Origin of the sequence: Shewanella sp. SG44-6, from assembly GCF_014164185.1 — a bacterium.
GTDB classification, from domain to species: domain Bacteria; phylum Pseudomonadota; class Gammaproteobacteria; order Enterobacterales; family Shewanellaceae; genus Shewanella; species Shewanella vesiculosa.
Genome location: NZ_JACJER010000006.1, coordinates 18,427 through 39,742 on the forward strand (window position 1 = coordinate 18,427; position 21,316 = coordinate 39,742).

Here is a 21,316-nt window from a genome sequence, read left to right on the forward strand (position 1 = left end):
CACATTTAATAAGCGTTAATATTTCATTCTATAAATCACTCTGACACGTTAAGCTATGCACAAATAAGTGATGTGAGCAGCGTGATGAAGTTAGTTAACATAGATAAAAGCCGATACCGTTCAGTTAACAATCAAGTGCAAATCGGCTTAGTGGCAACACTGGCTATTTTATCTTTGGTGTTTGGGCAACTGATGATTTATTTCTTTGGCGTTAAACAGCTCGCGGGTGTTGAGTCGACGGGCAATTTCCATCTGAACTTTACCGGTTTTATTTTAGCGATAATGGCGTGTAGTTTATTAGTTCGCAATTTACGTCATAAGCCAAGGTTTTATGAAGTGTATTACGTGTGGCAGTTAAAGCAGCTACAAAACAAAATTTTCCGTAAACTAAAATCAGTACAACAAGCCGCCAAAGATAATAATCGCGATGCGTTAGTGATACTGAGTTTCTATTATCAAAGTTTATCGTTAGTTTATAACTTAGATAACAACACCTTAACTATATCAAACGTCAATAATGAATTGGATAAACTCCAACAGTGTATTGATGCTGCTGGATATTCAATTGATGTAGAAGAGTTTACTCCCGAGATGTTGCAAGCTTTTTAGTACCCTCTATTTTACCTACAATAAGGAGCCATGATGTCAATATTGGCAGATATTCCTTTTTCATTACTCGAACTTGCGCCGATGCGCGAAGATTCCACCATATCAGATACTTTACAAGGCAGTTTGCGTTATGCCCAACACGCCGAAAGCCTTGGTGTTAATCGTTTTTGGTTAGCAGAGCACCACAATATGCCGGGCATTATTTGTTCGGCTACTTCGATTTTAATAGGTTACATTGCCGGCGGTACCAAGCACATTCGTGTTGGTGCTGGTGGTATTATGTTGCCTAATCATCCTCCCCTAGTGGTAGCAGAGCAGTTTGGCACTTTGGCTAGCTTATATCCGGGACGAATTGATTTAGGCCTGGGCCGCGCACCAGGCAGTGATCCGGTGACCAGTTTAGCGCTTAATCGTGATAATCAAAGGGCAGAGCATTTTCCTGATGAAGTAAGCGAGTTGCAGTCGTTACTCGGCCCAAGTCAACAGCGTGAAAACCGTCACGATAAAGCAGTACGGGCGATCCCTGGAGAGGATACCAATGTGCCGATTTGGTTATTAGGCTCTAGCTTATTCAGTGCTAAATTAGCCGCTCAGCGTGGTTTACCTTATGTGTTTGCAGGCCACTTTGCACCACGTTTTCTGTCTGATGCCATAGCGCTTTATCGACGAGAATTTATCCCTTCTGCCGTGTTGGATAAACCTTATGTGATGGTGGGTTTGCCTTTAGTAGCCGCGCCTACCGATGCCGAGGCTCAGCATCTTAGTACGACCTCTAAACAACGTATTTTAGCGTTAATTCGTGGTCAAGAGATGTGGCTTAAGCCGCCAATCGATAGCATGGATGGTTTATGGAGCGAACAAGAAAAAAACTATGTTGATAGCTTTTTAAGTTTGTCTATTTGCGGTGGGCCCGCAACCATTAAACATCGTCTAGAAGTGTTTGTTGAACAGCTTGGTGTTGATGAGTTGATGTTTACTAATGATTTGTATGACAGCGAGCATCGTTTACGTGCCCTGGATATTTTAATGAGCGTGAAACAATAAAATAGTTTGAATCACATCCCGTAAAGATGGATTAAAGCGCTCACAGCTTGTGAGCGCTTTTTTTATGTCATGACAAATCAGTGTTCATTAATAAAGTGGGCGCGAATGATTTCTAATATGGCTATTTGGGTTGCCTTGCCATGTTGATTGAATTGATTCATATTAAGTTAATCAATGACTACACGGAATGTTGCCAATGTTGAGCGTTAAGCGTTTATGCCACCCGAAGCTTGCCTTATTATTCTGTACTGTTTTACTTAGTGCTTGCTCTGTCCATTCAAAAAATAGCCAACACGCTTCTGATTTACCGCAGTTTAATCAAGCACTGATCCATTCCACTTCTACTGAAAATGTCCCTGAGATTGCTAGTCTGACGTATCTGTCTGAAGCACAGCGACAAGAATTAGCTGCATTTATCGCCAAAGATAATATTAAAGCACTGCCCAATCGCTTAAAAGTGTCTGAGTTCATTAAGCATAAAATGACTAATTTTAATTATGAAGGCAAAAATTATACCAGTACTGAGTCATGGAAGAATCAATCTGGTAATTGTATGGCATTGGCATTATTGACCTATTCAGTTGCAAAAGAATTGAATGTCTATCCGGTGTTTCAAGTGGTTCATGCTGCGCCAATATTAACCAATATTACTTCAGATATTCTTGTCACCTCAGACCATGTGCGCACGTTTTTGTATGACGAGAAACCAAGTGGGCATTTTTTTAGTGGCGGCACTGCTACTGTGATTGATTATTTTCCGGATCGTTTTGATCGCACTGGTGCCATCGTCTCTGAATCTGAATTTTTAGCGATGTTTTATCGTAATTTAGCGGCCGATGCCATGCTAGCAAAACAGTATGAATTTGCTTTTATATTACTTGAGCGAGGGTTAATGCTAGCGCCAGATTATGATGCTTTGATCAATATGATGGCCATTACTCATCGGCGCTTAGGCGACGAACAGACAGCTGAAAAACTCTACCTGCATGCCCTTGATATTAAGCCGAATTCCTTGGCAGTATTAAGTAATTATCGCCTATTACTGGAATTACAAAACAGAGTTGTAGCAGCAAAAAAGATCGACCAATACTTGTTGTCGCTTGAGTCGAGTAACCCATATAGCTACTACAGTTTGGGTATTGAGGCATTGGAGTTCAAAGATTATCAAACCACAGTCACCTTCCTCGAGAAGTTTATCGATAACGCGCCTTATTTCCATCCGGCTTATTTTGCGCTAGCCAGAGCTCAATTGGGCCTAGGCAATACAGAAAAGGCTCAGAAAATATTAAAAAAAGCGATAGAACTGACTGATATGCCAGACAGTAAAAAGCATTATTTAGCAAAATTAGATATGTTAAACAATGTGTCTGATTAGCTTTTGACGCTTCATACCACAGTTGCTTACAAGCATGACATCCTTTGGCATCAACATAAAAAAACCAAGACAGATGTCTTGGTTTTTTGGTGTTTAAATCAGTGAAACTAATTTATAACAGCTTAAATAGCTTGGCCATTTACGGTTAATTTCACATCAATATTGCCACGTACTGCGTTTGAGTATGGGCAAACTTGGTGCGCTGTTTTAACTAACTGTTCAGCTTCTGCTTGGTCTAAATCAAGTTCAACGGCTAGTGCCACTGTCAATGCAAAGCCACCATTATCATTGGCGCCAATACCGACCGTCGCTGTGGTTGGAGCTGCCTTGATAGCCACTTTAGTTTGGCCAGCGACATGCAAAATTGCGTTAGAAAAACACGCTGCATAACCTGAAGCAAATAACTGTTCTGGGTTAGTAAACTCACCACTACCACCCATTTCTTTTGGGTAGCTTAATTGTAAATCGACTTTTTTGTCGTCGGTAGAAACTTGGCCATTACGACCTGCAAGAGCTGTAGCTGAAGTTGTGTATAACGCTTTCATAATAGACCTCATAAAGTAGTTAAAGATATTGTTGTATCAATTCTGTTGATTGCCCTGGCTGATATCTAAATTGTGTAGATATCTCATCATTAACTGATTAATGATATTAGGTTGTACGCAATCTAATTGTGTTCACTATAGGCCTAGTTTTTTACTTTTGCAACTACATTGTGTGCAATTTAATTTTCTATTATGTCTGCCTATCACGATTTGATTGGCGTAAAGAGTATTTTCATTGCGGTATCAATTTGATTAGCTTGTCATTCTTCTGTCACCTTTATGTCATCATTTGCTTTCACAATAGCATCTCATTAGACCTCTTAGGCGATGCTAAGCATCGCCATATAACAGCTAACGATAAAAAGGATAGGCTATGAAACGGTTTGTAAATCGTCGAGATTTTCTGGCAATGTCAGCCAAAGGCGTAGGCGCGGTAGTCGTGTCGTATGGATTAATGGGCTGCGGTAGTGATGATGACGATGCAGTATCGGCTCAGTTTTTACAAGGTGTTGCCAGTGGCGATCCCGCCACCGATGCGGTGATTTTATGGACCCGTGTTACGCCTGATGTTGACGCCGAGGTTACCGTTTCATGGGAGGTTGCCACCGACAGTAAGTTTACTCAGTTAGTCACTAACGGCCAAATGACAACGACTAAAGCTCGTGATTATACCGTTAAAGTTGACGCGGTCGGACTTGAAGCGGGGCAGCAGTATTTTTATCGTTTTAAAGCTGGCGATACAGTGTCAGAAATTGGCCAAACGCGCACCTTACCAGAGGGCAGTGTTGCATCGGTAAAGCTAGCGGTAATGTCATGTGCTAACTTCCCCGCGGGTTACTTTAATGTATACGAAATGGCGGCGCAGCAAGATGATTTAGATGCTGTGGTGCATTTAGGTGATTATTTATATGAATACGCTCGTGGTGAATATGCCAGTGAGCATGCCGTTGAGCTAGGTCGTGAAGTTCTGCCGGCCGGTGAGTTATTTCTACTAGAAGATTATCGCACCCGTTACAGCCAATATCGTAGTGACGCCAGTTTACAAAAACTGCATGCTAAAGTGCCATTTATCACAGTGTGGGACGACCATGAAGTCGCTAACGATACTTGGAAAGACGGCGCCGAAAATCATAACGATGGCGAAGGTGATTTTGATCTGCGCAAACAAGCCGCACTGCAAGCGTACTTTGAATGGCTGCCTATTCGACCATGGAGTGAAGGTAACCATGAGGAAATTTACAGAAGTTTCAATTTCGGTAATTTGGTTGATTTGCACATGCTCGATACTCGGGTATTGGCTCGTGATAAGCAATTAGAATATAGCCAATACATTGATGCTACGACTGGGGCATTTAACAGTGCCACATTTTTAACTGATGTGACGGATACTAACCGTACTTTGCTAGGCCAAACACAGCTTTTGTGGTTACAGCAAACCTTATTGCAGTCTACTGCTAAGTGGCAAGTACTGGGTCAGCAAGTGTTAATGGCTAAGATGTTAATGCCAGCCGCTATTGCAACCCAACAAATGAGTATTCCGCAGTTTGCTGAGTTAGCTGGAATCGCGCAATTAGCCGGTCGCGCTCAAGCAAGTGACCCAACATTAACCGCAGAAGAATTAGCGTATTTGCAAGCTAACCAAGCTAGGTTAACTCCAGAGGTTATGGCCCTGCTTCAATTACCTGCTATTCCATATAATTTAGATGCTTGGGATGGTTATGCTTACGAGCGTGAAGTGATTTTAGCAACCGCGAAATCGTTAAATCACAACTTGGTGGTTATTGCTGGTGATACCCACAATGCATGGGCGAGTGAATTAACTGACAGTGGCGGGGATGTCGTAGGAATAGAATTTGCCACCAGTTCGGTATCTTCTCCTGGGCTTGAGTATTATTTGGGATTGTCAGATGCTGAAATGCCGTCAACAGAAGCAGCCATTGTGAGTTTGATTGCCGATCTTAAATATGCCAATTTAAAAGACCGCGGTTATTTATTGCTGAGCTTTACGCAAGATGAAGTGCGCAGTGATTGGCAGTATGTAGATACTATTTTAGATAAAACCTTTGCTCGTTTAGAAGCGCGTGGCTTCAGCGCGACCAGCACAGCAGGTAATCCTAAAGTGACTGCGGTGTAATAATGCTTGGATAATGGTCGCAATTTAGGCCGTGGCCATTTACGCCTATTTACTCACTGATAAGCGCTCATTTATATAAGAGATATCATTCAGCCACCCTTAGGTGGCTGAATGCATTATCGATAAAGCAGATAACGAAAATTAATTTATCGTCAAGGCGACGATTTTTAATGGATGATTGTCATCAAAGGCGGGGAAGTCAGGGTGACAGTGAAGCCACTGGCTGCTAGTGACTTTGCGGCCTTGTTTTTCAACACAACGCACTAAGCTGTCGTACCATGCTTGGCGATCCACTTTAGCGACATTATTACAGCAAACTATGGTGCCACCGGCTTTAGTTGTCAGCACTGCAGGCTTAAATAGGCCTTGGTAATCATTGACCAGATCGACTATACCAAAAGCACTCTTGGCAAAACGCGGGGGATCTAAAAACACTAAATCAAATTGAGTCGCGCGCAGTTTTGGGTATTTTGGCAGTTTTTGATTACGACGTCCGCCGATAGGTAAACCGGCTAATTGACGCAGTGCCGGAAACGCATCACTTTGGACAAACTCACACACATCAGTGACATTGTTTAACTCGGCATTTTTTTGCCCAGCAGCCAATGCAAACGATGAGAAGTCGACATTCATGACGCGTCGCGCGCCGCCCATTGCCGCAGCAATACCAATGCCACACGTATATGAAAACAGATTTAATACGGTTTTATCTTGGCTATTGTTGCGAACAAATTCGCGGCCAATGCGCATGTCTAAAAACAGTAGTGGGTCTTGACCTTCATGACGTAATTTAGAGGTAAAGGCTATACCATTTTCATGGATAACTTGGGTTGATTGTGAGTAATCTTGGGCTTCATTTTCGCTATGGTTAGCAATGCGAGAATGGCTGCCAGAGCGATCGTTATATACGATATGGAAATCAGCATGGGCGCTAAGGATGCTTGATATGTCTTCAAGTTGTTGCGCCGTTAGCGTTTGGTGAAAGGTTTGGATTAACCATGCATCGCCGTAGCGGTCGATGTTTAAGCCATTTTCACCTTCAACAGTGCCATGAAAAACGCGATAACAATCGGTCTTATCGTGGGACGCTTGCTCAAAAAAAGCACTTCGTTTGGCTAGCGCATCGGCTAAAACAGCTTGAATAGACATGGGGGCTCGTTAAATGGTGTGGCAATTGGCGCGGATTATAGCAAACATTCCCATTTAGTGAACTTACGGCAGAGACTATTCCTCAGGCAGATACACCTTAAAGGTTTTGTCGGCAATGATTTTGCCATTGAGGGTTAATGTCATGCGCCAGTTACCAAGCTTGTTGTTAACCGGCGCCCAGATGCAATCACCCAGATAAAAGCGCCAATCATTTTCCTTGATAAACACTTCACCCTCAAACGGTGGGCGAATGTTACCGTCATCGTCAGGAATGTCAGGATGATAAATACAGTAAGTTAGTATCTGGTTTTTGGCTTTTTTGATGCGAGTGATAAAGCCAAATTCAGTATCGATAAGGGCGGGCACATGGACCGTTGCCTGTAACAAGCGCGGTAGCTCGTCACTACTATTGTCCCACTGGCTAAAAATCCCACTGTAAATAATACTGACATCCGCTTTTAATTTACTCAAGCGCTACCCTTATTCACTCTAGTGTTGATCATTTAAGTGTTTAATTGCCGCTTGTAACGCGAATTCATAACCTTGCGCGCCTAAGCCACAAATCACGCCCTGGGCTTTGTCAGAAAAGTACGAATGGTGTCTAAATGGCTCACGTGCATGTACGTTGGATAAATGCACTTCAATAAATGGAATAGCTACGCCAAGTATCGCATCGCGCAGAGCAACACTGGTGTGAGTAAAAGCAGCAGGATTGATAATAATAAATTGTGCATCAGTTGCATGAATCGCATCAATAAGCTGGTACTCAGCATTGGACTGAATATGTTCAAGTTGAACGCCAGCTAGGGCCGCATTTTTGCTTAACTCGTCAACAATAGTTGTCAGGGTTTGGTGGCCGTAATGCCCTGGTTCGCGACGGCCAAGTAGATTTAAATTAGGACCGTTGATCAATAAAATTTTTAGGGTTTGGCTCATAATGGTTCCTGTAAACATCGCAAAGTAAGTCGATTTAATCTGCAGCACAAAAGCGGTTAACAAGCATTCTTACCGAAGACGGTTATTAGGTAAACCAAAAAATGCTCAACTCGCGCATAAGGTTAAACGATTGAGCGATGGAAGAGACACTTTTTATTAATAGTCAGATTTATTTTGGCGCATTGCCTTAGTGGCACCGCGTTGTTTCTTTGTTTCAATACGTCGTTTTTGACTGCCTTTTGTTGCCCTGGTAGGGATACGAGCTTTTTGCACAATACCCACGCTTTTTACCAGCTCAATAAACTGTTCTAATGCCGTTTGACGGTTAAAATCTTGGCTGCGTGATTGCTGGCACTTTATAATGATCTTACCGCTTTTAGTTATGCGATGGTCGGCTTTTTCGAGCAGTTTTTGTTGATAAAACTCAGGTAAAGACGATGAGGCAATATCAAAGGTGAGTTGAGCGGCGGTAGAGACTTTATTAATGTGCTGGCCACCCGCACCGCTTGAGCGGACAAATTGCCATTCAATTTCGTTGTCTTGCAATATGACTCGTTGAGTAATTTGTATCATTCGGGTGTGGTCGTCCCCTTAAATTGATTATCGATAAACCTATTCTTATACTTAATATTTCAAAAGTACGAGGGTTTATTTTATGTGGTATTGGCCTATTCTACCGTAATTGGACAAACTTTTCAGTGTTGTCATTGGACCACCTCTAGTCTGATCAGTTGGCTCGGAGCAACTAAAATTCTGATTGGCCTCTGAGTTATTACATATTTAATGAAATGAATAGAATAGTTTTGCTATTATTAGCGCCATTGTGGCTTTACACGATTACATCACCGTATAAAGTCTGTTCTATGGCCTGATTACAAGGCTGGAGTTGCCGTTATGTTGTGTCAAATTCCCGATATTTCCAAGGGTGTGATTAGTTTATTTGTCAGTGGCCGTTTATCGGCACAAGATTATCGTACCCGTTTACAACCTGCCATCAAGAGTTACCGTAAAGATTGGAATCAAGTGTGTCTGTATATTGAAGCAGATGTATTACTCGAAGGCTGGGAATTTGGTTCATTAACCGGCAGTGGTGAAGTGCAGTTACCTGAGTTTGATGCGCTAGTGTTTGTCGGTGGCCCTGATTGGGTGGGTAATTCGGTGAGGTTGATGGGGCCATTTATGCAAGGCGAAGTAGCATGGTTCCCATTAGAGCGTAAGCAAGATGCTGTCTCTTGGATTGCCAAACGTTCTGCGTGCTAGAAGCCGTGTGGTAGCAGCTTTGATATTGCTAACGATTATTTATGGCGAAAATGACTCATCATAAGCGTTAGCTAGTAGCAAATTATCAGCAACTGTTGCAAAATTCATCTTTAAAGGTCAGTAGGCCTTAGTATTAATCGATTACTCTAGAACAGGATTACTTATGTCATTATCAAAGCTTTTTGCCGTATCAAGTGCGTTATTGTTAACGCTTAGTTTAACGGCATGCGCCCCTGAAGTGGGTAGTGAAGCATGGTGTAAGCAAATGAAAGAAAAACAAAGTGGTGATTGGACTGCTAATGAAGCTGCCGATTATGCCAAGCACTGCGTATTTAAATAATATTGTTTAGGAGTGGGTGGTTGAGTTATCGCGTTTTGCCTTTTATGGCTAGTATAGCCAAATTACTGATTGCCATTGTGCTACTTCAATTTGTAGGCGCCAACATGGGCGCGCATCAGTTGCATGCGGGCAACAGTAACGAAGAGCAAAATAACCACCCACATCTGCAATTTACCACCGAAGTGATTACCCTTGCTGAATGTGTCGACTGTGCCTGTGCGCTCGACGGCTTAGGTATTCATTCTGTTAATGATGATCATCAGCATGCTGCCAGTAGTACCGATATTGAGCGCGTTGATGTGTGCTTAGATTGCCAGTGTCATGGCGGTCATGTGGCACTTGCTATGCTTAACGATAATATCACCCATGAGCATTTTCATGATGCTTATGCCAATGTTAGCCTGCACTACTTAGCTCCAGAATCTTTTCCGACTTATCGTCCTCCGATAGCTTAATCCTGTTAAACAGCTTTTTATTGTTTAGTTCTGCACCTTGATCCGCTCACATTGCGTAAATGAGTGCTACTTTTTGCATTTTATTTTAACGTTATCTGACGCTTATTAAGGCTGGTGGCTAAACCGATTATCGTTGATTCCCTCTTGGGTTGTCGACGGTCTAGATTGTTTTTAGGATTGACCATGAAAACCAAATTAGTAGCGCTTTTATCTTTATTGGCAGGATTAAATGCCAAATTTACCGTACCTCATCTCAATAGTCGTGTCGTTATCATTGCTCATTCAACAGCATGGATAAATAGCCAGAGGGGGCTATTGCTCTGTTCTGGGTTATTGACATCATTATTGTTATTGTCGAGCTTGCCTGTTCAGGCAAGCAATGAATCTACAGCAACTGACCACCAAGAGTTATTGTTAAGCTTAAATACTGAGCAAAGACAGTTAGCCGGAATTGAAGTGTCTGAATTGAGCCTACAAGCGTTTAATTTACAGGCGGTCGCGACCGCGCAATTAATCGTCGATAAAGACAAAACCATTACCATAGCCCCGCAACTAGACATGCAGATCCTCAAGCGTCATGTAGTGCCCGGAGAGCAGGTCACCCAGGGGCAGCCGTTGTTAACCATAGGTGGTGCTGACATTGCTGCTGCCCAAGCAGATTACATTAATGCCGCCACTGAATGGGATCGGATCAAGCGCATGGCCCCTGGCACCATCAGTGCCAGTCAGCGGATGCAAATCGAAGTGAATGCCGAGTTAAAGCGAGCTATTTTACAAGCCATCATGATGACACCCGCGCAAATTAAAGCCTTAGCTAAATCACCGAGTTCGATTGGCCAGTTCCAGTTATTAGCACCTATCAATGGGCGAGTTCAACAAGATGTCGCGACGTTAGGCCAGGTACTCGATGCGGGTACGCCTTTAATGCAACTCACCGATGAGTCGTATTTATGGGTGCAGGCCGAGCTTACGCCTCTACAAGCGGATCAAGTGGATATGGGCCGCAATGTGTTAGTGCGTGTCGGTGATCGTACTCGTGACGGCATTATTATTGGTCGTTCCCATGAAATTAGTGCGCAAACCCGTACCGAGCAAGTGTTGGTGAGAATGGCAAATCCAGGCCATGAATTACATGCAGGAGAGTTTGCCGAATTGTACCTAGCGGAAGATAAGCAGGTGAAATCGGTTGGCTTTATTGTGCCTGATGCCGCGTTAACTCGCAGTGGTGATGGCGACTGGCAAGTGTTTATTGAGCAGGAGGGGAAGTTCAGTGCAGTCGAGGTGACTGTGGTTGAGCGTCAACGCGGGTTGAGTTTTATTCGCGGTTTAACACCGAAAACTCGGGTGGTGATTTCTGGGGCTTTTTTCTTAGCATCTGAGCAAGCCAAAGCTGGTTTTGACATCCATAATCACTAAGCGCTGGGACATCATCATGTTATATAAATTAATTGAGATTGCCGTTGAAAAGCGGTTATTGGTTTTACTTAGCTTGCTCGCAGCGGTTGTGGCTTCAATATTCATGCTGCCAAAACTAAATTTAGATGCATTTCCAGATGTGACTAATGTGCAAGTGACCATTAACACAGAAGCTGAAGGTTTGGCTGCCGAAGAAGTTGAAAAACTGATTAGTTATCCGGTCGAGTCGGCTATGTATGCCTTACCCGCGGTGACTGAAGTGCGTTCATTATCGCGCACTGGTTTGTCGTTGGTGACCGTAGTGTTTGCCGAGGGAACCGATATTTACTTTGCCCGTCAGCAAGTGTTTGAACAACTACAAGCTGCCAAAGAGTCGATTCCTGCGGGTGTCGGTACTCCCGAAATAGGCCCGAATACCTCAGGTTTAGGGCAAATTTATCAATACATTTTACGGGCTGAACCTGAAACCCATATCAGCGCATCTGAGCTGCGTAGCTTAAATGATTACTTAGTTAAGCTGATATTAATGCCAGTAAGCGGTGTAACCGAAGTATTGTCATTTGGCGGCGAGGTGCTGCAATACCAAGTGCAAGTTGACCCTAATAAACTGCGCAGTTATGGCTTGTCGCTGACCCAAGTTAGCCAAGCATTGGAAAGTAATAATCGTAACGCAGGCGGTTGGTTTATGGACCAAGGCCAAGAGCAATTAGTGGTCCGTGGTTATGGTTTATTGCCCGCAGGCGAGGCTGGCTTACAAGCCATTGCCGACATTCCATTAACCGAAATCAATGGCACACCGATTCGAGTGGCCGACATTGCTAACGTGGCATTTGGTAGTGAAATAAGAGTCGGTGCAGTGACCATGTCGCGTAGGCAAGCTGCTGATAATAACTCGTCATCTGATGTACAAGCACTGGGTGAAGTTGTTGCTGGCGTCGTGCTTAAACGCATGGGGGCCAATACCAAAGCCACCATTGATGACATCAATTCACGTATTAGTTTGATTGAGCAATCCTTACCAAAAGGAGTGTCATTTGAGGTATTTTATGACCAAGCCGATTTGGTCGAGCAAGCGGTGACCACAGTCGTTGAAGCGTTATTGATGGCCTTTGGGTTTATCGTGATTATTCTGGCGTTGTTTTTGGTCAACATCCGCGCCACCTTGTTAGTATTGCTGTCGATCCCAGTGTCGATCGGGATCGCGTTATTGATCATGTCTTATTATGGTATGTCGGCTAACTTAATGTCCTTGGGTGGTCTGGCGGTCGCAATTGGTATGCTCGTTGATGGCTCGGTGGTGATGGTTGAGAACATCTTTAAGCATGTTAGCGCTGAAACGGGCGCCAACCCAAATGCTGCTGTGCATCTTGATGGTGATCATCATGCTACTCGTAAAAGTGGCCCTGATGCCCAAACCCAAAGTATGGCGATTAGGGTCATGCTGGCGGCCAAAGAAGTGTGCAGCCCTATCTTCTTTGCGACAGCGATTATCATTGTGGTGTTTATGCCGTTATTTGCCCTTGAAGGTGTAGAAGGTAAGTTATTTCAGCCGATGGCGATTAGCATTATTTTAGCCATGATGGCGGCATTGGTGGTGGCATTATTTGCAGTACCCGCATTGGCGGTATTCTTGTTCAAACGCGGTGTTGTGGTGCGTCAAAGTAAAGTGCTGGCACCCATTGATGCGGTTTATCGCCGTATTCTGACATTGGTATTATCAAGCCCTAAATCGTTGATGTTAGCCGCTGTTGTGTTGTTTATCTCAAGCATGATGTTATTGCCAAAGTTAGGCACTGAATTTGTGCCAGAACTCGAAGAAGGCACCATTAACTTACGCGTCACACTGGCACCGACAGCAAGCTTGGCCACTTCTATTAACGTCGCGCCTAAAATTGAAGCCATGCTGCTGGAGTTTCCTGAGGTGGAATATGCCTTAAGTCGCATTGGCGCACCAGAGCTTGGCGGCGACCCCGAACCTGTGAGTAATATTGAAATCTATATTGGTCTTAAGCCGATAGAACAATGGACATCGGCAAGTAACCGCTTTGAGCTTCAGCGCTTAATGGAGCAAAGATTAGCGATATTCCCGGGATTATTGCTGACCTTCTCACAACCCATTGCGACTCGAGTGGATGAGCTATTATCAGGGGTTAAAGCGCAGTTAGCGATTAAGATATTTGGCCCAGATTTGAGCATATTATCGGAAAAAGGTCAGGTACTAACAGACTTAGTCGCAGCCATTCCTGGGGCGGTTGATGTATCGTTAGAACAAGTCAGCGGTGAAGCTCAGTTAGTGGTTCGGCCTAAACGTGAAGTACTGGCTCGTTATGGAATCAGCGTTGATGAAGTGATGAGTTTAGTCACTCAAGGTATTGGTGGTGCCAGCGCTGGTCAGGTGATTGACGGTAACGCCCGTTATGACATTAACCTGCGATTAGCCGCGCAATATCGTAATGCGCCTGATGCAATTGAAGATTTGCTCCTCAGTGGCGCCAATGGTGCGATTGTTCGCTTGGGCGATCTCGCTGATGTGGTGATTGAAATGGCGCCGCCGAATATTCGTCGTGACGATGTACAGCGCCGCGTGGTGGTGCAAGCCAACGTGTCGGGGCGTGATATGGGCTCGGTGGTCAATGATATTTATGCCATAGTGCCGCAAGCTGAATTACCTGCTGGCTATACTGTGGTGGTGGGCGGCCAATATGAAAACCAGCAACGAGCGCAACAAAAGCTAATGTTAGTGGTGCCCATTTCTATCGCACTGATTGGTCTATTGCTGTATTTCTCGTTTGGTTCAGTCAAACAAGTGGCCTTGATTATGGCTAATGTGCCATTGGCATTAATCGGCGGCGTAGTGGCTTTATATGCTACTGGCACCTATTTATCTGTGCCCAGCTCCATCGGCTTTATCACCTTGTTTGGTGTTGCTGTGTTAAATGGTGTGGTGCTGGTGGACTCAATTAACCAGCGCAGACAATCATCAACTGAAAGCCTATACGACAGTGTTTATCAAGGTACAGTCGGGCGTTTACGTCCAGTGTTAATGACGGCTCTGACGTCTGCATTAGGGCTGATCCCTATTTTGTTATCGTCTGGCGTGGGCAGTGAAATTCAACAGCCGTTAGCTGTCGTGATCATCGGCGGTTTGTTTAGCTCAACCGCCTTGACGTTATTGGTGTTGCCTACGGTTTATCAGTGGTTGTATCGCAATAAACTATCATTGTCATAAAGTCTATTCGCTAAATAATACTTCAATCTTAAGCCTAATCATCTGATTAGGCTTTTTCATTTTTATGTGTAAATCATGTAAAAAACTGCTTGCTTATTTAAGATTACAGTTGTAATTTAAATAAATAGATTACGTTTGTAATCCTTTTTTGTCTTCACAAGTTTTAACAACAAATGAGCGGTATAGCATGAAAGAGATCAGCAATAGTGAATTAGTGGTGTTGCAGCAGCTTTGGCAACAGTCGCCATTAACCTCGAGCGAAGTGGTTGATGCCTTAGCACAAAGCCATGATATGCATGAGAAAACGGTGAAAACCTTGCTTAATCGTTTAGTTAAAAAACAAGCCGTCAGTTTTGAAAAACAGGGGCGGGTTTACCATTATTCACCGTTAATCGCTGAGCAGGACTATACCGTTAAAGAGTCGCTTTCTTTTGTGGATCGCATGTTTGCCGGTAAGTTAACCCCACTGGTTGCCGGGTTTGCGCAGAAAAACAAACTGTCGGCAGAAGATGTCGCCGACCTGCAAACTTTACTCGATGATTGGCAAAAGGAACAAAAGTGATGATCAATTGGTTTATGGAACAAACCCTTTCACTGAGTATGGTGTGTTTGGCAATACTGCTATTACATCGGTTTTTATTGTCTAAGCTTGGCGCGCACTATACCTATTTTATGTGGATATCAGTGCCGCTCTTTGTTTTTGCCGATTTACTGCAAATGATATTACCGCAGCACTTTAGCTGGTTTGGCAGCAGTAATAGCGTCTCAGTCATCGAGCAATATTATGTGTTGGCGAATGATACTGTTGCCTTGTCGGCAGGTTTACTTGATCAACGCTATTTGCCTTATCTCTACGCCGCAGTGGTTGCCTTATTAGTGATTAATATCGTCATGGAATACGCCAATCTGCAACGGTTAATTAATGATGCAAAACCGCTAGAGGTAAGCTCTAGCAAGCTTAAGGTGCTGGTTCATTCTCAGATTGAATCACCTATGTTAGCGGGATTTTTCACCCCCAGTATTCTAGTCCCTCATAGCTTTATGCAACTCGATGACTGCCAGCAGCAAGCCATTATTCAGCACGAGATGTATCACTATCAACGTGGTGATTTGTGGATGAATATATTGGCTTATGGCTTAACGGTTCTATTTTGGTTCAATCCCTTGATGTGGCTCAGCTACCGCCGATTTAGACAAGATCAAGAGTTGTCATGTGATGCGCAAGTGACTGCCGACATGAAAACCCAAGCTAAAATTGCCTATAGCAAAACACTATTGGCCTATTCACAGCATGCACCTTTGAGCATGCTACACACCCCTTATGGGGACAAAACTATCTTAAAAGAGAGGATCTTACAGATGAAAAAGCAACATGGAAAAAGCACGCTAGCATTGATTGGAATGACATTGGTTATTGGTATGAGTGCCTTTATGTTTAATCAGCAGGCATTGGCAGGTGACAATCTTAAGGCTAAAACCAACACTGATGCTATGGCAATGCCAGTAATCAGAATTGAGCCTACCTATCCAATAGATGCCGCTAAAGAAGGGCTCAACGGCTATGTGCAAATGATATTTGATATTAGCCCAGCAGGAAAAGTGAGTAATGTTAGGGTAATGAAGTCAGCGCCAAAAAAAATGTTCGACGCATCGGCAGTTGAGGCGCTTGAACAGTGGCAGTATCAAACTTCAGCAGATGGTTTTAAAGACGTACAAGTACAGCTAGATTATGTGATCCATCAGCCTGAAAAATCAGTGGAGAGAATCACAGTAAATTAGGGTTTAGTTATATCGCCAATATTGAAAATGATTCAATGCCTCATTGCTATGGGGCATTGAATCATTTTTAAACCTGAGGCGGTTTGGGCTTTAATTTGAGTCCCAGTTTATTGGCAAGTGGTTCGATGGCTGCGCCTTGAACAATGACCGATATCAGCACAATAAAAAACACCATGTGGATCATTTCTCGCGAACCTTCAACACCTGCCGCAGCGGGGATCAGCGCAAATACAATTGGCGTAGCGCCTTTTAGACCTATCATAGAGACAAACAAACGCTTGCGCCAAGTTGCTTGCCTAAAGGGCAGATAACACAATTGCACCGCTAATGGCCGTGCCACCAGAATAAGCAAGATAGCAGGCAGTAAAGACACCATAAACACAGGTAATAACTGCTGCGGGAATATTTGTAAGCCCAAAATAATAAACATTAATGATTGCGCTAACCAAGAAATCCCATTAAAAAAATGCTTACTGACTTCTGCACCTTTCTTTAAATAGTTACCAATAATCACTCCGGTAATGTAAACCGCAATAAGTTCGTTACCGCCTAATATTTCGGTACTTGATACTGTGATGGCAAAAGTCGCCAAAATAAATACAGGAATAAGTCCAAATTCAGGTAGTTTGATACGATTCAATGTCCAAACGGTTATTTTACCCATCAATAGGCCAATAATTGCCCCAACACCAATTTGTTGTCCTAGGTTTAATAGTATCGATATTGTTGTCGGAGCGCCGTTAGTACTATTGATAATGTAGTCGGTTAGCATGACAACCATCAGCAAGGCGACCGGGTCATTGGTGGCCGATTCGAATTCTAAAATAGTGCCGGTGCCGTGTTTTAATTTAAGTTTTTTGGATTCTAAAATAGAAAATACGGCTGCAGCATCAGTCGATGACACTACCGCCGCAAATAACATGCAAGTAATGAGGTTAAAGTCGAGTAAGGCATTCAGGATAAAGCCAAAAATGATTGTCGTGAAGATGACGCCGGCAGTGGACAGCATGCCGCCTTCTTTCCAAGAAAATTGAATATTTTTCATTGGTGTATTCAGCCCGCCCACAAATACTATGGTGTTTAATGCGAGAGTGCCAATCAACGAGGTCAGTTGCAGATCATCGTATACAAAACCAAATTCCCCATTACCAAAGGCAAGTCCTACACCCATGAAAATTAAGAGTGAGGGTAGGCCTAATGTCTTAGAAGGGTGATGGAGCAAAATGCCAATAGCAATAAGAATAGAGATCCCTAAAATAATGATATCAGATGGCATATAGGCACTCCTTGGCTAATTTAAACGTTACTAAATGGCTATTTTAACATTAAATTAGCCCAAACTTGCTTTATGAGTATTTATTAATAGTTATTAATATTAATTTATAACTCATCAGCGATTTGCACCAACTAGCATGCGTTCAGGTATCAGAGTTTATAAATAGCGGCTATGAGCCACTCTACTTTAGCTTTCATCATAATTGATAGATCTTTTTTCCTGCTCAACAATATTGGTTTGCCACATTTTCATTACATTATTTGGTGCTAATATCTGCATATAGAAGTGCATTGTGGAGACATCATGGCGATATTAATTAGTGTTTGGGGCGTTATTATCAGTTGTGTTGGGCTGTTTATGTTACTTAAGCCACAAGGTTTTGCTGATGCTATTGTTCTATTTAGTCGCCAAAGGTATTTTCATGCTGTCGAAATCATTTCTCGGTTAATGATTGGCGCAGCATTGTTACTCGATGCGGATAATACTTCATTCCCGCTAGTGTTTGAGGTGATAGCTAACTTACTGTTTACCATTGCAGTTTTTCTAGTTTTTATGACTGAAAAATATCATAAGATGTTTGCTTTATGGGCCGGTACACATTGTATTAGTTGGTTCAGACCTGCTGGTGTTAGTGCGCTGATATTTGGCTTATGGGCAGTATATGTCAGCATCAATTAACCACTCTTATTTGTTATGCAAACAGTTGTTAAGTTATTTTTTTGTCTTTTTTGTTAATTTTTTTCGCAAGTGAAATCCCTCCTAAGCCGCAGCACCATTGAACTTGAATATTTCTGAAATGTTAATGAAATGTAAGCGTAATATTTAAGCAGTCTCTTTGTCATTTTTGCAGGTTAGTTTGTCATCCAGCCAACTTACTCACATGCTTACATCCGTCTCCGGAGATGATAATGGAACTGAAAAATCTTTTTAAACTGACTGCACTTTCTACTGCTCTTGCTGCAACATTAGGGCTCGCTGGTTGTGGTGGCGATATTAATATCAATACAGGTAGTGATGTTGTTACCCCTACCACACCAACAACGCCAACTACTCCAACTCAGACAGCTCAAGAAAAATCATACAGTGGCTTTGCAACTAAAAGCACCACAATGACTGCTGTTGATGGAAAAGAAGTTTGGGTATTAAAAGGAACATTAGCGCCTTCAACCGCCGCATCAACCGTGACTACTGGTGGCCAAGATGGCGACAAAATTGTACTAGGTAATGATGTTGTTTGGCAGCTAGATGGTGCTGTCATCGCCGGTGGCGATAACGCCAATTCGGTTGAGTTATCTATTTTGCCCGGCACTAAAATACTCGGTGGTAGCGATTCTTATTTAGTGATCAGCCGTGGTTCAAAAATCATTGCCGACGGTACAGCTACTGCGCCAATCGTATTTACTTCAGTTGAAACCGCTTTAGGGCAAGAGGGTAAAGCGGGTCAGTGGGGTGGCTTAGTGTTGCTTGGTAATGCACCGGTAAACACATGTCCTGATTTAACCAATTGTTCAGCGTCATTTGAAGTGGGTAACCATAGCTACGGCGGTAACGATACTGAAGATAATTCTGGCTCAATCAAGTATGTACGCGTTGAGTTTGGTGGTTTCAAAATTAACGACACACAAGAAATGAACGGCATCAGTTTTGCTGCTGTAGGTGCGGGTACTGAAGTTGATCACGTACAAGTGCACATGAATAACGATGATGGTTTTGAATTTTGGGGCGGCAATGTTTCCGTTACCAATATCGTACTAACAGAAAACTTTGATGACTCGTTAGATTGGACTAACGGTTGGCAAGGTAGCGCACAACACGTTTATATTCGTCAAGCTGATAATGGTTCTAACCGTGGTATTGAAGCCGACAGTAACAGCGACGCAAGCGCATTACCTATGTCGAAACCAACACTCGCCAACTTCACTATCCAAGTCGCTAACGGCACTAACAGTGGCGGTGACGATGCAGAAGGCATTTTGTTCCGTAAAGGCACAGGTGTTAATGCTTATAACATGCTCGTTAAAGGTGATGTTGATTCGGGCGAATGTTTAGAAGTTAACGATGACGACACAGTAAACAATGCCAATACTGCAGAATTAATCATGCAGAACAGTTTAATTGACTGTGTTGAGCCGTTTAAAAATGCTAAGGCAGATGCAGCAGAAGGCCGTACATTGGCATTAGATGTTGAAGCATGGTTTAACGACCAAGACGGTAACTTAGTTGCTGCAGCAGATTTAACTGACTATATGCCTAATTCATCATCGGTAGCCTTAACCGGTGGTAAAGCTGACTTAAGCAACCTTGATTCTCGCTTAGTGAATGCCCAGTATATTGGTGCATTTGACGGCACAAATGATTGGACGACTGGTTGGACTACAGCAATCCATGATGATGCGACGCCAACACCAACTGAGCTGCCGGTGTTAACTTCTTGTCCTGTTGGCACCACAGCTTCAGCTGCGACAGCGGGTTTATATAAAGATGCATCAGTGACGCTTATTTGTACCCTAGAAGGGAATGTTCTGAGTAACACAACCTTACTTGCTGGTCAGAACGTGATGTACAAAATTGATGGCGGCGCTGTTCTTGTCGGGGCAGATAAAACCACATCGGCAACATTAGCAATTCAAGCGGGTGTTAAATTATTCGCGACATCTAACAGCTATATTGCCATTAGCCGTGGTTCTAAAATTATGGCTCAAGGTAGTGCTACTCACCCAATCGAAATGACGTCTGAAGAAGATGTTATTGCCGGTGCCACTGGTGAGCGCGGACAATGGGGTGGATTAGTTATCTTAGGTAACGGTTTAACAAATACCTGCCCAGATAAAACGGCTTGTGATGCATCGTTTGAAGTCGGTGACTTCCCATATGGTGGTAACGACAACGCAGATAACAGCGGACAAATCAGTTACGTAGTAGTTAAGTATGCTGGCTTTAAAGTCAATGATACTCAAGAAATGAACGGTATCTCATTTGCGGCAGTAGGCAGCGGAACTCAAGTAGACCATATTCAAATTCACGCTAACGGCGACGATGGCGTTGAGTTTTGGGGCGGTGCTGTAAACTTGAAATATGTCTACTTAACAGCCAACTTCGATGACAGCTTAGACTGGACCAATGGTTGGACGGGTAAAGCACAGTTTGTCTACATCACTCATGAAGACGGCAATGCAAACCGCGGTATTGAAGCTGATAGCAGCAGTGCTGGCGCAGCAGCGACCCCTGTTTCTGCCCCTAAGTTAGCTAACTTCACTATTCTACCCGGTACAGATACTGCAAACGCTAGCGGTGACAACGGCGAAGGTATCTTACTTCGAGTGGGTACTGCTGGTGAGTTATACAACGTACTGGTGCAAGGCCGCAAAGGTAGTACTGCTGACACTGAGTCTGGTGAGTGTTTAGAGCTAGATGGTTCAGTATCAAGCTTGGTTGATAACGTGAATAACAACACCTTAGTGATGTCTCATTCAATTATCGATTGTAATGAGCCATTCAAGACTTCAGGTACTACCGCGATTAATACTGAAACCTGGTTCTTGGGTCAACAAGGTAACTCTGCAACGGCAGTGACTATCACTGACGGCATGCCAGCAGCAACCGATACAACACTACTTGGTAAAGGTAAAGATTTAAGTACAGATGATAGCTTCTTCGAATCAACCAACTTTATTGGTGCATTCGATGGCCAGAATGACTGGCGTCAAGGTTGGGCTTACTTTCCACAGTAATCACCTTTGATGAACTAAATCTGTGACCTATTAATAGC

19 protein-coding genes are annotated in these 21,316 nt (G+C 43.3%); 13 read left to right on the forward strand and 6 right to left on the reverse strand.

All coding sequences use genetic code 11. From position 1 onward, the window contains the following. The first annotated feature begins 84 nt into the window (after nt 1-84). From H5185_RS02015 to H5185_RS02025, 3 genes are all read left to right on the forward strand, one after another. Nucleotides 85-609, forward strand: a complete 525-nt coding sequence (locus H5185_RS02015) for a DUF3087 domain-containing protein (RefSeq protein WP_182696792.1) — start codon at nt 85-87, stop codon at nt 607-609. A gap of 33 nt (nt 610-642) precedes the next feature. Then, nucleotides 643-1,653 carry an LLM class flavin-dependent oxidoreductase gene (locus H5185_RS02020; RefSeq protein ID WP_182741205.1) on the forward strand — a complete coding sequence of 337 codons (1,011 nt, stop codon included), beginning with the start codon at nt 643-645 and terminating at the stop codon, nt 1,651-1,653. 196 nt (nt 1,654-1,849) lie between these two features. Beyond that, entirely contained in the window at nt 1,850-3,028 is a 1,179-nt protein-coding gene (locus tag H5185_RS02025) for a tetratricopeptide repeat protein (RefSeq protein ID WP_182741206.1), read from the forward strand. Between the two features lie 122 nt (nt 3,029-3,150). On the opposite strand, the gene H5185_RS02030 is transcribed toward H5185_RS02025, so the two are convergent. After that, the gene (locus tag H5185_RS02030) at nt 3,151-3,573 is read right to left on the reverse strand and encodes an organic hydroperoxide resistance protein (protein ID WP_182696790.1); all 423 of its coding nucleotides are present in this window, start codon (nt 3,571-3,573) and stop codon (nt 3,151-3,153) included. Between the two features lie 373 nt (nt 3,574-3,946). Between H5185_RS02030 and H5185_RS02035 the strand changes: the two genes are divergently transcribed. Then, nucleotides 3,947-5,707, forward strand: coding sequence for an alkaline phosphatase (locus H5185_RS02035; protein ID WP_182741207.1), 1,761 nt, complete (start codon nt 3,947-3,949; stop codon nt 5,705-5,707). Nucleotides 5,708-5,848: 141 nt separating this feature from the next. Here the strand turns inward: H5185_RS02035 and H5185_RS02040 are convergent, their stop codons facing one another. The 4 genes from H5185_RS02040 to arfB all read right to left on the reverse strand — a co-directional run bounded on the left by H5185_RS02040 (nt 5,849) and on the right by arfB (nt 8,365). Then, nucleotides 5,849-6,856, reverse strand: coding sequence for a class I SAM-dependent rRNA methyltransferase (locus tag H5185_RS02040; RefSeq protein WP_182741208.1), 1,008 nt, complete (start codon nt 6,854-6,856; stop codon nt 5,849-5,851). Nucleotides 6,857-6,931: 75 nt separating this feature from the next. Next, nucleotides 6,932-7,327 carry a DUF3859 domain-containing protein gene (locus H5185_RS02045; RefSeq protein WP_182741209.1) on the reverse strand — a complete coding sequence of 132 codons (396 nt, stop codon included), beginning with the start codon at nt 7,325-7,327 and terminating at the stop codon, nt 6,932-6,934. 18 nt (nt 7,328-7,345) lie between these two features. After that, entirely contained in the window at nt 7,346-7,792 is a 447-nt protein-coding gene (gene aroQ, locus H5185_RS02050) for a type II 3-dehydroquinate dehydratase (RefSeq protein ID WP_182696786.1), read from the reverse strand. Between the two features lie 156 nt (nt 7,793-7,948). Next, nucleotides 7,949-8,365 carry an alternative ribosome rescue aminoacyl-tRNA hydrolase ArfB gene (gene arfB, locus H5185_RS02055; protein WP_124015178.1) on the reverse strand — a complete coding sequence of 139 codons (417 nt, stop codon included), beginning with the start codon at nt 8,363-8,365 and terminating at the stop codon, nt 7,949-7,951. Nucleotides 8,366-8,686: 321 nt separating this feature from the next. Here arfB and H5185_RS02060 point away from each other — a divergent pair, with 321 nt between their 5' ends. From H5185_RS02060 to H5185_RS02090, 7 genes are all read left to right on the forward strand, one after another. After that, nucleotides 8,687-9,052: an STAS/SEC14 domain-containing protein gene (locus H5185_RS02060; protein WP_124015177.1), complete on the forward strand. Its 366-nt coding sequence runs from the start codon at nt 8,687-8,689 to the stop codon at nt 9,050-9,052. Nucleotides 9,053-9,215: 163 nt separating this feature from the next. Then, nucleotides 9,216-9,392 carry a DUF3012 domain-containing protein gene (locus H5185_RS02065; RefSeq protein WP_082707351.1) on the forward strand — a complete coding sequence of 59 codons (177 nt, stop codon included), beginning with the start codon at nt 9,216-9,218 and terminating at the stop codon, nt 9,390-9,392. A gap of 44 nt (nt 9,393-9,436) precedes the next feature. Continuing rightward, on the forward strand, nt 9,437-9,847 hold the full coding sequence (locus H5185_RS02070) for a hypothetical protein (RefSeq protein ID WP_124015369.1): 411 nt from the start codon (nt 9,437-9,439) through the stop codon (nt 9,845-9,847). A gap of 183 nt (nt 9,848-10,030) precedes the next feature. Continuing rightward, a complete protein-coding gene (locus H5185_RS02075) occupies nt 10,031-11,263 on the forward strand; it encodes an efflux RND transporter periplasmic adaptor subunit (protein ID WP_182741210.1) in 1,233 nt (410 codons plus the stop codon). 16 nt (nt 11,264-11,279) lie between these two features. Then, a complete protein-coding gene (locus H5185_RS02080; RefSeq protein WP_182741211.1) occupies nt 11,280-14,492 on the forward strand; it encodes an efflux RND transporter permease subunit in 3,213 nt (1,070 codons plus the stop codon). A 187-nt stretch (nt 14,493-14,679) separates the two neighbouring features. Next, complete coding sequence (locus H5185_RS02085; protein ID WP_124015175.1) at nt 14,680-15,054, forward strand: BlaI/MecI/CopY family transcriptional regulator; 375 nt, start codon at nt 14,680-14,682, stop codon at nt 15,052-15,054. Beyond that, complete coding sequence (locus H5185_RS02090; protein ID WP_182741212.1) at nt 15,054-16,271, forward strand: M56 family metallopeptidase; 1,218 nt, start codon at nt 15,054-15,056, stop codon at nt 16,269-16,271. Before H5185_RS02085 ends, H5185_RS02090 begins: the two co-directional genes overlap by 1 nt. Before the next feature lie 67 nt (nt 16,272-16,338). Here the strand turns inward: H5185_RS02090 and H5185_RS02095 are convergent, their stop codons facing one another. After that, entirely contained in the window at nt 16,339-17,547 is a 1,209-nt protein-coding gene (locus H5185_RS02095; RefSeq protein ID WP_182741213.1) for a potassium/proton antiporter, read from the reverse strand. A 303-nt stretch (nt 17,548-17,850) separates the two neighbouring features. Here H5185_RS02095 and H5185_RS02100 point away from each other — a divergent pair, with 303 nt between their 5' ends. Together H5185_RS02100 and H5185_RS02105 are read left to right on the forward strand one after the other, a co-directional pair. After that, a complete protein-coding gene (locus H5185_RS02100; RefSeq protein ID WP_182741214.1) occupies nt 17,851-18,225 on the forward strand; it encodes a hypothetical protein in 375 nt (124 codons plus the stop codon). 230 nt (nt 18,226-18,455) lie between these two features. Continuing rightward, the gene (locus tag H5185_RS02105; protein WP_182696782.1) at nt 18,456-21,278 is read left to right on the forward strand and encodes a hypothetical protein; all 2,823 of its coding nucleotides are present in this window, start codon (nt 18,456-18,458) and stop codon (nt 21,276-21,278) included. Nucleotides 21,279-21,316 lie beyond the last annotated feature (38 nt).